Genomic DNA, 12,278 nt, shown 5'->3' on the forward strand with positions numbered 1-12,278 from the left:
AGGCGGCCGATGGCTGCCTTTTCTTTTATGTATGACCGATAAACGCAGAACCCGGGAAATCGTGCGGGCGCCGGATGCGGCCATCGTTGAGCGCTTCTGTGATGCCATCTGGCTTGAGGATGGCCTGGGTGAGAAAACCCGCCAGGCCTACCGAAGCGATCTGGAACGGCTGGCGGCGTGGCTGACGAAGCAGCCAGGCCAGCCTTTCTTGACGGATGTCTGCCGGGGCGACCTGCTGGGATGGATTTCCAGCGGGCTGGCGGACGGCTTCAAGTCGTCCACTGCGGCAAGACGCCTGTCGGGGTTGCGCCGGTTCTATCGCTACCTGCTGCGTGAGGGCCTGATTACCGAAGACCCGACTCTGCGGATAGACAGCCCCCGTTTACCCCAGAAATTACCGGATTCGCTCTCGGAAGATGACGTTGAGCGTCTGCTTGCGGAACCGGACCCGGAGCTGCCCATTGAGCTGCGGGACAAGGCCATGATGGAAATACTGTACGGCTGCGGTCTGAGGGTTTCCGAACTGGTGGCGCTGACGGTGGACGAGGTAAACCTGCGGCAGGGGGTCATCCGGATTATCGGCAAAGGCAATAAAGAGCGCCTGGTACCCATGGGGGAAGAAGCCGTCGACTGGCTGCTCAGATATATGCGCCACGGCCGCAAAGAGCTGCTGAAAAGCCGGCCCTGCGACGCGCTTTTTCCAGGTAACCGGCCTGCGGCGATGACGCGGCAGACCTTCTGGTACCGGATAAAGCATTACGCCCTGCGCGCGGGGATTCGCAAGCATTTGTCTCCCCACACCTTACGGCATGCCTTTGCCACCCACTTGCTTAACCACGGTGCTGATCTCAGGGTTGTGCAGATGCTGCTGGGGCACTCCGACCTATCGACAACCCAGATATACACTCATGTGGCCCGTCAGCGCTTGCAGTCCCTGCACCAGTCTCATCATCCGCGGGGCTGACAACCGGGCAGGCAGTGGCGTGACGCTGGCAAATTGGTGATGGGCAGGTTACTTTTGGCTTCTTGCCAGTGAACTTTAACGGTGCCTTTCTGTCGCAGCCTCTGCCGCTTCTGGCCCGAACTCTCTTAACCCTGGATGACCGGAAAAGTCTATGCCCACATATAAAATGCCCGCTCTATTGAACATCTGTCTGGCTGCAATGGTCTCTGGCCTGTTCAGTGTTCAAACAATGGCTGGTGAAGCCGAAGACGCTATTGCAAAAAAACTCTCCGCGGCAATACCGCAACTGAACATTACCGGCGTCAGCAAATCTGAGGTGCCTGGCCTTTACGAGGTATCGAGTACCAATGGCGGCAGCATTCTGGCCACTGAAGATGGTCAGTATCTGCTGACGGGCGATGTGCTCAAGGTAACTTCCCAGGGCATTGCCAACCTGTCGGAAGAGAAGCGCCTGAGCGAGCGAACGCAAACCCTGGCCGAGTTCGGCCAGGAAGGCATTATCAGCTATCCGGCCAATGGCGAGCAGAAGGCCTCCATTGCCGTCTTTACCGATATTGATTGCCCCTACTGCCGCAAGTTTCACGACGAAGTGCCCCAGCTCAACGACATGGGAATCACGGTCAACTATTACGGATTCCCCCGCTCCGGGCCCAATACACCATCTTTTGCAAAATATGTGTCGGTATGGTGCTCGGACGACCAGCAGGCTGCGATGGATGCCGCCAAGCAAGGCCGGAGCATCGACAGCAAGACCTGCGAGAACCCGGTGGCAGACCAGTACCAGCTTGGGCAGCAGGTGGGCGTGACGGGAACACCGGCAATCATTCTGGACAATGGCCAGGTGGTGCCCGGCTATCGTCCTGCCAAACAACTGGCTGAAGTGTTGGGAGTGCTGTAAGCGACCCGCTCTGACGGGGTTATTCGGGCGGGCATTTACCGTTATACTGTCGCTCGCTTGAGCAACCTATCGGGAACAGAGGTGAAAGTTTGAAACAGGTCAATGTCGGAATCTGCGGATTGGGCACCGTCGGTGGCGGTACATTCAACGTTCTGGAGCGTAACGCAAAGCTGATTTCGGGCCGCACCGGTATTGATATCCGGGTTGCCCGGGTGGCGACCCGCACACCCAGAACCGATATTAATCTGGGCGATATTCCCTTCAGCACCGATGTGTTCGATGTGGTTAATGATCCCTCAATCGATGTGGTTGTGGAGCTCATCGGTGGCTATGACACCGCGCGGGAACTGGTGATGTCGGCCATCGAGAAAGGCAAGCACGTGGTCACCGCGAACAAGGCGCTGATTGCTGTGCATGGTAACGAGATCTTTGCCGCCGCGGCGAAGAAAAACGTCATCGTTTCCTATGAAGCCGGTGTTGCCGGCGGTATTCCGGTAATCAAGGCGGTCCGTGAGGGCATGGCGGCAAACCGGCTGGACTGGATCGCCGGCATCATTAACGGCACCGGCAATTACATCCTCACCGAAATGCGTGCAGGCCGTGAATTTGCCGAAGTGCTCAAGGAAGCCCAGGCCCTTGGCTACGCTGAAGCGGATCCGACGTTTGACGTTGAAGGCATTGATGCCGCGCACAAGCTCACCATCCTGGCCTCCGCCGGTTTCGGTGTGCCACTGCAGTTCGAAAAGGCCTACACCGAAGGCATTTCCGAAATTACCCCTTATGACATTACCCACGCCGAAGTTCTGGGTTATCGCATCAAGCATCTGGGTATTGCCCGTCGCCGTGAAGGCGGCATCGAATTGCGCGTGCATCCAACGCTGGTTCCCCGGAGCCATCTGATTGCCCAGGTTGACGGCGTACTCAATGCGGTCCTGGTGGACGGCGATGCGGTCGGCCAGACCATGTACTACGGTCCCGGCGCAGGCGACGAAGCCACGGCATCAGCGGTGATCGCGGATATCATTGACGCTGCCCGTACGGTGGCCGCGGCCAGCGACCAGCGGGTCCCGTATCTCGGCTTCGAGCCAGAGGCGATGGAAGACCTGCCGGTGCTGCCAATGGAAGATATCCAGTCCGCTTACTACCTGCGGATCACTGCGATGGACCACCCCGGCGTACTTGCCAAGATCGCCTCGGTTCTGAGCGAGCATGGCATCAACATCGAATCCATCATGCAGAAAGAATCCGAGTTCAAGGACGGGCGCATCCCGGTCATCATTCTGACCCACACGGTTCAGGAGCGTCAGATGAACCGCGCCATCGAGGAGCTGGAAGCGCTGAGCGATATTGATGGCCGCGTTGTCCGCATCCGCGCTGAAAATTTCGAAGGCTAGACCCTCAGTTTAGAGAGACATACACGGTGAGATACATCAGTACACGGGGCCAAGCGCCCTCGGTGGGTTTTGAGGATGTCCTGCTGACCGGGCTGGCCCCGGACGGCGGCCTCTATGTTCCCGAGTCCCTGCCGCACTTCAGCCTGGAAGAAATTCGCAGCTGGCGGGGACTGTCCTACAGCGAGCTGGCATTCAACGTCATGCACCCGTTTGTGGACGACGCCGTGCCGGAGGAAGACTTCCGGGCGATGCTCGACGAAACCTACAGCGTGTTTGCCCATCAGGCGGTGGCCCCGCTGGTTCAGCTTGATACTAACGAGTGGGTGCTAGAGCTGTTCCGCGGGCCCACACTGGCGTTCAAGGATTTCGCGCTGCAGTTGCTGGGTCGGCTGCTGGATTACGTGCTGGAAAAGCGCCAGCAGCATGTGGTCATCATGGGTGCGACCTCGGGGGATACCGGTTCGGCAGCCATCGAAGGCTGTCGCCGCTGTAAACACGTGGACATTTTCATTCTGCATCCCTATGAGCGGGTGTCGGAAGTCCAGCGTCGGCAGATGACCACCGTCAAGGGCGACAATATTCACAACCTGGCGGTGCGCGGCAACTTTGACGACTGCCAGCGCATGGTCAAGGCCAGTTTTGGTGACCAGTCGTTTCTGGGCGGCAAGACCCAACTGGCGGCGGTAAATTCGATCAACTGGGCGCGGATCATGGCCCAGATCGTCTATTATTTTCATGCGTCCCTGGCTCTGGGCGGTCCGGACCGGAGCATGGCGTTCTCCGTGCCCACCGGCAATTTCGGCGATATTTTTGCCGGCTACTTGGCCAGAAACATGGGGCTGCCCATCTCCCAGCTGGTGATTGCCACCAACCGCAACGATATCTTGCACCGGTTCATGAGCGGCAACCGCTATGAACAACAGACGCTGGAGCACACGCTGTCACCCAGCATGGATATCATGGTCTCCAGCAACTTCGAACGGCTACTGTTTGATCTTCATGGCCGTGACGGGGCGGCGGTTAAAGAGCTTTTGGAGAACGCATCCAAGGGGCCGGTGACGATTGAAGACTATCGCTGGAAAGCGGCGCGTCGGCTGTTCGACAGTGACGCGGTGGATGATGCCAGCACAACCGAGACCATTCGGGATATTTTCGAGCGCAACGAATACCTTCTGGATCCCCATACCGCCATCGGTGTGCGGGCCGCCAGAAACTGCCGCCGCGACCCGTCGGTACCGATGATTACCCTGGGCACTGCCCATCCGGCCAAATTTCCGGATGCGATTCTGGAATCCGGCGTGAAGGCCAAACCGGAACTCCCGCTGCACATGGCGGACCTGTTCGAACGGGAAGAGCAGTACACGGTACTGGACAACGATCTGCCCAAGGTCCAGGAATTCATTGCCAGGCACTGGAAAAATACCTGAGCGGCATGACACCCAAAAAAATCCTGCGTCGCCCCGGCCCGTCTGATAGCCAGCCGGACTGGGGCCACAACCTGCCTCCACTTCTGCGACGCCTCTACGCCGCCCGCGGCGTCACCTCTGACGAACAGCTCAGCTACACCCTCAAGCATCTTGCCTCTCCGATGGAGCTACAGGGTATTGATCGCGCCGTCCAGTTACTGGCGACCGCCATTATTGAGAAACAGAGCGTGATGGTGCTGGGGGATTTCGACGCCGACGGCGCTACCAGCACTGCTGTGGCCATGCTTGGTCTGGGTATGTTGGGCCTTGAGCGGGTGGATTTCCGGGTACCGAGCCGGTTTGCGGACGGATACGGCCTTACACCGGGCATTGTAGAAAGGCTGAAGGAAGAGGGCGCCCTGCCGGATCTGTTGGTCACCGTGGATAACGGCATTGCCGCTATAGAAGGGGTGCGGGCGGCAAAGGATCTGGGCATCAATGTGGTGGTCACCGATCATCACCTGGCGGGGGAGGTGCTGCCGGATGCCGACGCCATCGTTAATCCGAACCAGCCCGGCTGTCCCTTTCTGAGCAAACACGCCGCCGGCGTTGGCGTGATGTTTTACGTGCTGACCGCACTGCGCAAACATCTGCGGGAACTGGATAAGCTACCGGTGCCGGAACCCAATCTGGGCAGCCTGCTGGACCTGGTGGCCCTGGGCACCGTGGCCGATGTGGTGCCGCTGGACCATAACAACCGGATTTTTGTCGAGCAGGGCCTGCGAAGAATCCGACAGGGAGAAGCCAGGCCCGGGATTCTGGCGTTGCTGGAAGTCGCCGGCCGAGACCACACGGAAATCAGTTCTACCGATCTGGGCTTTGTGGTCGGCCCACGTCTCAACGCCGCCGGGCGTCTGGATGACATGAGCGTGGGCATCGCCTGCCTGCTGGCGGACAGCCGGGATGAAGCCATGAGACTCGCCCGGGAGCTGGATACCTTCAACCGGGAACGCCGGACGATCGAAAAAGACATGAAAGCCCAGGCCCAGGACCTGTTAGCGTCCATGTCCCTGGATCTTGAGGGGCTGCCATGGGGCCTGGCCCTGTTCGATACGGACTGGCACCAAGGCGTGATTGGTATCCTGGCCGCCCGTATCCGGGAGCAGACCCATCGCCCGACCATTGCCTTTGCGCCGGACGAAAATGGTATCGACATCAAGGGCTCGGCGCGGTCAATCCCGGGCCTGCATATCCGCGATGTGCTGGCGGTGGTGGATGCTCGTCATCCGGGCATGATGAAAAAATACGGCGGCCATGCCATGGCTGCCGGTATGACCATGCTCCGGGATGATCTGGATGCCTTCAGCGAGGCCTTCGACCGCGCGGTACGCGATACCTTGCGAGCGGAAGACCTGGAAGCGGCCATCACCACCGACGGCCCGCTGAATCCTGACGAACTCCATCTGGATACTGCCACACTGCTCAAGCGCGCTGGCCCCTGGGGACAGCATTTCCCGGAGCCGCTGTTTGACGGCAATTTCCGCGTGGTCAGCCAGCGCATTGTCGGCGAGAACCACCTGAAGCTGGTGCTGCAACCGGAAGACGGGGGTGGCATCATCGACGGCATTGCCTTCAACACCGGCCCGGAAGTGCCTGACTACACCCGCACCGGCGCCCGGGTGGTCTACAAGCCTGACGCCAATACCTTTCGTGGCCGGACCAATCTGCAGTTGTTGATTGATTACCTTGAACCTTTGGAGTAGCTGACCTTTCAGGACTGGGAGTCCGGGGGGTGGAACGAGGGTGGAAGCTCTTTTCTTTCGGGAAAAGAACTCGCTTCGCTCAGACACCTTTATCCCTGCAGAAAAGGGCCTCCACCCCCGTGCCGATCGGACTCTTGCGGTAACTCCTAGCTTTCGGGCGTTGGGAGGTCGTGACCGCCCGGCGCCTGCACCAAGCTTAAAACCACTGGCTGATTTAATGACCGATTTCCGGTAGAATCTCGCGTCTGATTTTGATCGCTCTCATTTCCCAATTGCGAGTAAGGCATTCATGGAAATTAATCCCATTGTTACGAAGATAAAAGAGCTTCGTGAGCGCACTGAAGCGCTCAGGGGGTATCTTTGACTACGACCAGCGAAGTGAAAGACTGACCGAAGTCGAGCGTGAACTGGAAGTACCCTCAGTATGGGAAGACCCCGAGCGGGCCCAGGCGCTGGGTAAGGAACGCTCCGATCTGGAATTGATTGTCCGCACCATCGACAACCTCACCACCGGCGTGAACGACGCAGACAGCCTGCTTGAAATGGCCGCCGAGGAAGAGGACGAAGGTACGGTTGCGGAAATAGAAGCCGATCTGGAAAGCCTGGACAAAGAGCTGGAAAAGCTTGAGTTCCGCCGTATGTTCTCCGGCGAGATGGACTCGAACAACGCCTATATGGACATACAGGCCGGTTCCGGCGGCACCGAAGCCCAGGACTGGGCAAACATGCTACTGCGCATGTATTTGCGCTGGGCCGAGCACCGCGGCTTCAAATCCGAGATCGTCGAGCTTCAGGAAGGGGATGTGGCCGGCATCAAGAGTGCCACCGTTCATATTCAGGGTGACTATGCCTACGGCTGGCTGCGCACGGAAACCGGCGTTCACCGCCTGGTGCGCAAATCGCCGTTTGATTCCGGCAATCGTCGTCACACCTCCTTTTCATCGGTGTTTATTTCGCCGGAAGTGGATGACAGCTTCGAGATCAACATTGATCCGTCCGATCTGCGGGTCGACGTTTACCGGGCGTCCGGCGCCGGTGGTCAGCACGTTAACCGGACCGAATCCGCGGTGCGCCTGACCCACAACCCGACCGGTATTGTGGTGGCCTGCCAGGCTGGCCGAAGCCAGCATCAGAACAAAGATCAGGCCATGAAACAGCTCAAGGCCAAACTGTATGAACGTGAAATGCAGGAGCGTAACGCGGCGAAGCAGCAGGCCGAAGATGCCAAGGCCGATATTGGCTGGGGCAGTCAGATTCGCTCCTACGTGCTGGATGATGGCCGGATCAAGGACCTGCGTACCCGGGTCGAGACCAGCAACATCCAGAACGTGCTGGACGGCGATATCGACAAGTTTATCGAAGCCAGTCTGAAGATGGCGCTGTAACCGGCGCCGGCAAGGCCGTTTTGATTTCCGACAGCTTTAACATTCCCGAAACAATCCCGATTTTAGTGAGCCAACATGACTGACCACCCACAGAACGCACCGCAAGAGGACAACAAGCTGATTGCCGAGCGCCGCGCAAAGCTGTCTGACATGCGTGAGCAGGGCAATGCCTTTCCTAACACCTTTCGTCGTGACGCTTCGGCCGCCGAGCTGCAGGCAAAATACGGTGACAAGACCAAGGAAGAGCTTGCCGAGATGGGCATTCAGGTGGCGGTTGCCGGTCGCATGATGCTCGACCGCAAGGCGTTCAAGGTGGTTCAGGACATGACCGGCCGCATCCAGATCTATGCCACCAAAGACGTGCAGAAAGACACCAAACACTGGGATCTGGGGGACATCGTCGGGGTACGTGGAATCCTGTGTAAATCCGGCAAGGGCGACCTGTACGTCACCATGGACGAGTATGTGCTGCTGACCAAATCCCTGCGTCCGCTGCCAGAAAAGCACAAGGGCCTGACGGATACCGAGGCCCGGTATCGTCACCGCTATGTGGATCTGATGGTCAACGAAGACAGCCGTCGTGTGTTCTTTGCGCGGTCAAAAATCATCAACACCATGCGCCAGTACTTTACCGACCGGGACTTCATGGAAGTGGAGACACCCATGCTGCAGGTCATCCCCGGTGGCGCAACGGCGCGGCCGTTTGTGACCCACCACAACGCGCTGGGTATGGATATGTACCTGCGCATCGCCCCGGAACTTTTCCTGAAGCGCCTGGTGGTCGGCGGCTTTGAGCGTGTTTTCGAAATCAACCGCAACTTCCGCAACGAAGGTCTGTCGACCCGGCATAACCCCGAATTCACCATGGTGGAGTTCTACCAGGCCTATGCTGACTACAACGACCTGATGGACCTGACCGAAGACATGCTGCGCACCATTGCCCAGAAGGTCCTCGGCACCACGACCGTGGTCAACACCCGCACCCTGGCCAACGGCGAGGAAGAATCGGTGGAGTACGACTTCGGCAAGCCTTTCGAGCGCCTGACCGTGGTCGACGCCATCCTGCGCTACAACCCGGACATCCGTGCCGAGCAACTGGCCGACGACGCCGGCGCCCGCAAGGTGGCCGAAGAGCTTGGCATCAAGCTGAAAGACAGCTGGGGCCGTGGCAAGGTACAGATCGAAATCTTCGAAGCGACCGCCGAGCATCGCCTGCTGCAGCCCACCTTCATCACCGACTACCCGAAGGAAGTGTCACCCCTGGCCCGCTGCAAGGACAACGACCCGTTCGTGACCGAGCGATTCGAGTTCTTCGTGGGTGGCCGCGAAATCGCCAACGGCTTCTCGGAGCTGAACGACGCCGAAGACCAGGCCGAGCGCTTCCGTGAGCAGGTGGCCGAAAAAGATGCCGGCGACGACGAAGCCATGTTCTACGACGAAGACTACGTCATGGCCCTGGAATACGGGCTGCCGCCCACCGCAGGCGAGGGCATTGGCATCGACCGCCTGGCCATGCTGCTGACTGACAGCCCGTCCATCCGCGACGTCATCCTGTTCCCCGCCATGCGCCCGGAACATAAAGCGGACCAGACCAAAGCCAAAGAGGCCGAGTAATCATGCACCCCGCGGACGAGCTGGCAGGCCACCTGCGGCCAGACCGCGGGTGGCTTGAAAACCTGGAAGGCGAATTCCGCCAACCCTACATGCGGGCACTGGCGGAATTCCTGGCCGCCGAAGACGCCACCGGCAAAACCCTGTTCCCGCCCCGGCGATTCGTATTCAACGCCCTGAACAGCACGCCCCTGGAAAACGTTTCCGTGGTGATCCTCGGCCAGGACCCCTATCACGGCCCCGGCCAGGCCCACGGCCTGTCGTTCTCCGTCCGCCCCCATGTTCCGAACCCCCCGTCACTGCAGAATATCTTCAAAGAACTGCGGGAAGATGTTGGCTTCTCACCGCCGGATCACGGCTGCCTGCAAACCTGGGCAGAGCAGGGCGTGTTGCTGCTGAACACGGTACTGACCGTTGTCCAGGGCCAGGCAGGCGCCCACCAGGGACAGGGCTGGGAAACGTTCACGGACCGTGTCATCGACCTGGTCAATCGCGAGCGGGAAGGGGTGGTGTTTCTACTCTGGGGCAGCCACGCCCGCAAGAAAGGCAAAAGCATCGACCGCGGCCGACACCTGGTTCTGGAAGGTCCACACCCGTCACCTCTGAGTGCGTATCGCGGTTTCTTCGGGAGCAAGCATTTCTCAAAGGCGAACGAGTGGCTCGAACAGAAAGGTAAGCAACCGATTGATTGGGCGCTGCCATCAAAACAAGAACTGTTGAAGCGCTACGGCAAAGCCTGAACTCCAGTAAGTGGGTTGGCCTTACCAAACCGTGCGGAGCCATGGATGGCGGAGCCCGAGCGTACATGGAAGTATTTACAGCGTGTTAGGGAAGGCCGACCCACTTGCTGGAAGGCCCCCAAGGCAACCAAACTAACGAGAGTCGCTTACTTCAAAAGCGCCATAGCCGCTTCCATCTGGGCATTCAGGTCCTCTTCCTCGTTCATATCCGCTTCCGGATCCAGCCCCAGCCGACCGAACGCCGAAATCGAATGGCGATCAATCTCGTTCCAGGGATGATCCATGCCTGAAATCAACTGCAAATTGGCGATCATCACCAGATCAGCGTAATCCGCAGACGGCACCTCACGCTGGAAATTGGCAAATTCCAGCGGCACATTCTGTAGCTCCTTGGGGAAATCCCACTTCTTCAGAATGGCAGCGCCAATACGCGGGTGAAGCTCATCAATCACATTATCCAGCATGATACTGCTGATCTGGATATCACTGTCCTCAACGTAGCGCAGAATGGGCAGCACCCCAATCAGGTGTACCAGCCCCGCCAGAGTCGCCTGGTCAGGCTTCAGCTTGGTGTAGTTCTGGGCCAGTACGTGACAGACGCCTGCCACCTCGGTACTGGTCTGCCAGGTAGCGCGCAGACGCTTGTCTATCATCTCCGACGTGGCCTGGAACATCTGCTCCATGGCCAGACCCATGGCCAGGTTACTGGTGTAGGCCATACCCAGCCGGCTGACTGCCATGTTCAGGTTTTCAATGGCCCGGCTGCCCCGGAACAGCGGGCTGTTACAGACCCGGATAATCCGCGCGGAAAGCGCAGTGTCGTTGCTGATAACCTTGACCAGATCCAGTATTGCCGAATCCTCGTTCTCGGCAATTTCCCGCACCTGCAAAGCCGCCTCGGGCAAGGTTGGCAAAACGAGCTTGTCGTTTTCGATGGCATTGGTCAGATCGGTTTTTATTGTTTCAACAATATTCGACATGGTCAGTCACGGTCCGCGCATTGTTAGAGACTTGGCCGCCCCGGCCGGTGAAGAGATTGAGGGTCGGGGCGAATGTTTAAGATGTGCAGTCAGTTATAGCAAATTTTGAGGATTCTTCCTGTGATCTTATGTATCAGGATTCGGCGGGCTGCTCCCGCTCCGGCACGGCATAAGGCAACGGGAGTTGTTTTAGCAGTATGCCAGGCGCATGTTTGAGTGCCAGGTCTGAGTCTGAGGCATCGTGTCTTACCACCGCAAGACATTCCGAATGACCATCAGACAGTTGCACGGCATTGACAATCTCGCCCACCGCCTTGTCGTTCCTGACGAGCGCCATGCCGGGCGACAGCCGCTCGCCTTCAGCAGGGCACCACAAGCGGAACAGGCTCTTCTTGAGCTGACCAAGAAAATGCATGCGGGCAATGACTTCCTGACCGGTGTAACAGCCCTTTTTAAAGTGCACGCCACCGAGATGTTGCCAGTTCAGCATCTGGGGCACATAGCTTTCCCGGGTGTCCGGCGACAGCGCTGCCACGCCGGCCGCGATCTCCGATGCTTGCCAGGTAACGGGCTGATCTTCTCTCAGGGCGTCCAGCGCTTCCCGACACTCGGCGGACATTTCACCAGTCTGCCAGAGTTCAAAACGTATCAGCCCGTCACCGGTATCCATGGTGCGAATCAGGCGACCGCCGGGAAAGCCAAGAGAGTCTCCCGGAGCCGGCAGTTTTCCCACCGGATCCTCCGTGACTGCTTCGGCCGCCGGCTTGCCCAGCAGTCCGATTAGGGTCGCGCTCTCATCCACCTCCATCGACGTGCCGCGAAACAGCATCAGGTATTTGCGCAGATGGCTGATGGTGTCTTCCGCTAATGACGCCGGCAATGCCATCAGCACATCCTCGCCGTCCCGGACCATACGGGTCAGGCAGTAGGCGCGCCCCTTTGGTGAACAGGCGGCCGCTCTTGGTGAATACCGCTCGGTGACATCCGCCATCTGCTGGCTGAACTGCCCTTGCAGGAACTTGTCGGTGCCCGCGCCGGAAACCCGCACAATCACCTGGTCAGATACAGTGATACGTGAGGCATCCGGTAACGGGAATGTGGCGACCGGAGCTTGCGGGTCAGACATGACGTTCTCCT

General features: G+C 58.8%; 10 protein-coding genes. 8 read left to right on the plus strand and 2 right to left on the minus strand.

Annotated features, from left to right (window positions below):
- Window positions 1–31 precede the first annotated feature (31 nt).
- The 8 genes from xerD to ung all read left to right on the plus strand — a co-directional run bounded on the left by xerD (window position 32) and on the right by ung (window position 10,161).
- Complete coding sequence (gene xerD / locus FPL19_RS11185; protein WP_191965269.1) at window positions 32–964, plus strand: site-specific tyrosine recombinase XerD; 933 nt, start codon at window positions 32–34, stop codon at window positions 962–964.
- 151 nt (window positions 965–1,115) lie between these two features.
- Window positions 1,116–1,862, plus strand: coding sequence for a DsbC family protein (locus FPL19_RS11190; protein WP_318527386.1), 747 nt, complete (start codon window positions 1,116–1,118; stop codon window positions 1,860–1,862).
- Between the two features lie 89 nt (window positions 1,863–1,951).
- Complete coding sequence (locus FPL19_RS11195; protein ID WP_150912650.1) at window positions 1,952–3,256, plus strand: homoserine dehydrogenase; 1,305 nt, start codon at window positions 1,952–1,954, stop codon at window positions 3,254–3,256.
- A gap of 26 nt (window positions 3,257–3,282) precedes the next feature.
- Entirely contained in the window at window positions 3,283–4,683 is a 1,401-nt protein-coding gene (gene thrC / locus FPL19_RS11200; protein ID WP_150912651.1) for a threonine synthase, read from the plus strand.
- 5 nt (window positions 4,684–4,688) lie between these two features.
- Window positions 4,689–6,425 carry a single-stranded-DNA-specific exonuclease RecJ gene (gene recJ / locus FPL19_RS11205; RefSeq protein ID WP_150912652.1) on the plus strand — a complete coding sequence of 579 codons (1,737 nt, stop codon included), beginning with the start codon at window positions 4,689–4,691 and terminating at the stop codon, window positions 6,423–6,425.
- 289 nt (window positions 6,426–6,714) lie between these two features.
- Window positions 6,715–7,810 (plus strand): peptide chain release factor 2 gene (prfB, locus tag FPL19_RS11210; protein ID WP_150912653.1). Its coding sequence is split into 2 segments (ribosomal slippage): window positions 6,715–6,786 and window positions 6,788–7,810, totalling 1,095 coding nucleotides; the frame shifts between segments, so codons are not numbered across the junction.
- 75 nt (window positions 7,811–7,885) lie between these two features.
- The gene (gene lysS / locus FPL19_RS11215) at window positions 7,886–9,424 is read left to right on the plus strand and encodes a lysine--tRNA ligase (RefSeq protein WP_150912654.1); all 1,539 of its coding nucleotides are present in this window, start codon (window positions 7,886–7,888) and stop codon (window positions 9,422–9,424) included.
- 2 nt (window positions 9,425–9,426) lie between these two features.
- Window positions 9,427–10,161 carry a uracil-DNA glycosylase gene (gene ung / locus FPL19_RS11220; protein WP_150912655.1) on the plus strand — a complete coding sequence of 245 codons (735 nt, stop codon included), beginning with the start codon at window positions 9,427–9,429 and terminating at the stop codon, window positions 10,159–10,161.
- Between the two features lie 146 nt (window positions 10,162–10,307).
- On the opposite strand, the gene FPL19_RS11225 is transcribed toward ung, so the two are convergent.
- Window positions 10,308–11,141 carry an HDOD domain-containing protein gene (locus FPL19_RS11225; protein WP_150912656.1) on the minus strand — a complete coding sequence of 278 codons (834 nt, stop codon included), beginning with the start codon at window positions 11,139–11,141 and terminating at the stop codon, window positions 10,308–10,310.
- A gap of 133 nt (window positions 11,142–11,274) precedes the next feature.
- On the minus strand, window positions 11,275–12,267 hold the full coding sequence (ygfZ, locus tag FPL19_RS11230; RefSeq protein WP_150912657.1) for a CAF17-like 4Fe-4S cluster assembly/insertion protein YgfZ: 993 nt from the start codon (window positions 12,265–12,267) through the stop codon (window positions 11,275–11,277).
- Window positions 12,268–12,278 lie beyond the last annotated feature (11 nt).

It is taken from the genome of Marinobacter halotolerans (genome assembly GCF_008795985.1).
GTDB lineage: Bacteria > Pseudomonadota > Gammaproteobacteria > Pseudomonadales > Oleiphilaceae > Marinobacter > Marinobacter halotolerans.